1 protein-coding gene is annotated in these 1,727 nt (G+C 35.1%); it reads right to left on the bottom strand.

Going from position 1 to position 1,727, the window contains the following annotated elements:
- Positions 1 to 119 precede the first annotated feature (119 nt).
- The gene (locus N7548_RS08795; RefSeq protein WP_263609104.1) at positions 120 to 1,319 is read right to left on the bottom strand and encodes an IS110 family RNA-guided transposase; all 1,200 of its coding nucleotides are present in this window, start codon (positions 1,317 to 1,319) and stop codon (positions 120 to 122) included.
- Positions 1,320 to 1,727 lie beyond the last annotated feature (408 nt).

The raw sequence follows: 1,727 nt of genomic DNA, 5'->3' as shown, positions 1-1,727 counted from the left end.
ACAAAAAATTAGATAAAGGAAGTCAAGAATAACCAGATTATTTTTTATATCTATTTTTGTGCACACCTAAAAACCAGATTTGTAATCTAGTATTTTAAGTAGTATAATGAAATTGAAATTTATTGGTGGAAATTCCTTCCACTCTTATACATGCCAAAGATTATTCTCAGTAATTTATTGGCACAGGCAATTAAGGCAGCTTTATAAACGAGAGGGTTCGTTTGTTGCCTTTTTTTGTTGTAGAATTCAAGGATTGGATTGGATTTTCCAAGCCTTACATTACTAGATACGGCTAAGAATAGTAACGTCCTTAAATGCTTATTCCCCTTCTTAGTGATGTGTAAGTGCTCACCAGTCATTTGTCCAGACTGATGAACTCTAGGATCTATTCCAGCATAGGCGACGAGTTGTTCACTGCGTTCAAATCTTTCTAAATCACCCAACTCACCAATCAATCTAATCGCTAGGTTGTCGCCAATACCTGGAATGGTCATGAGTTGATGATATAGCGGTATTTCGTTGACTATATCCCTCATATCATCCAAACATAAATCTATCTCTGTCTCTTGATCATTAATTTGGGTTACTAGGGTTTTCAATATGGACACTTCATGTGCACTATTACGACACCCTGAAGATACATTGTCGATATAACTTTTAAGTTTCTTCGCTTCCTCAGTCGCTTTAGATTCTCTATGCTTCGTATCCTTCATGATGTACTTCACAATCGTTTCAGCACGTTTACTTTTCAGTTCATCTGGATGTGGATACCGACTTAAAATGGCTTTAGGTATATCCAAATATGGATCTGGGTAAACCTCATCAAACCTAGGATATACAATATCTAAAGCATTCCTAAAACAAACTTTCATTTCTCTTAACTGTTGAACAAGAAAATTATAATAACCATTCATGCTCTGCAGTTTTTCATAGAGTTCATCTTTTTGATTATGTAATCGATAGTCGTTTGTGTAATAGGCTTTGGCGATGCTCATACAATCTCTTGCGTCTGTTTTTGTTGCTCGTATGGCGGTTTTACGAACTCTCGATGCCTCTAGAGGATTGAGTATGATACATTTCTCACCTTGATTCATTAAAAATGTCTCGATTATTTTATGGTATATACCAGTAGATTCAAATACGTACACGACTTCGCCGTACGTTCCCTTTATTTTTTGACCTGCTTCATACATGGATTTCAAACCCTCTAAATCATGCATGAATGGCGTTGCTTTGGTGGTTGGATTTTTAAAATCATAAAATCCTTGATAATAGCTCTTTCCTTTCGATACGTCCACTGCTACACATGGACTGTTCACTTCTATTCCACCTTTCTTTGTTTGATGATACGGTTTGTTTCAGTTTTCATACAGTTACTATTTTTCGTTATTCATGCGTGTTCAATGACACCATTAGATCTAAACTAGTTTTGTGTATAAACTGAAATTTTGGACATTTTTTTGTACGAACTCAAAGTTCAAAAACAGGCGCGTCCTTCCTTTCAAACTTTCTTTTCTATATGCCTATAAAAAAGAAAAGCCAAGAGTCATCTCTCTTAGCTCGTAGTAATCAAATGGAAGGCGTAGACTATCATAAATACTCATAGGTATACTAGTTTTTACGAACTCAAGGTTCAAATTTTTTAACTACGCCTTCGCCTTCATTTTACTACCATTCATATAAATATAAAAGACTAAGAGATGTCTCCTAGTCTTAGTATACGAAAA

It is taken from the genome of Paracholeplasma manati, assembly GCF_025742995.1.
In the GTDB taxonomy this organism is placed as follows: domain Bacteria; phylum Bacillota_I; class Bacilli_A; order Acholeplasmatales; family UBA5453; genus Paracholeplasma; species Paracholeplasma manati.
The sequence above is the reverse complement of the archived record's forward strand: the minus strand, read 5'-3'. Positions and strand labels throughout refer to the sequence as shown.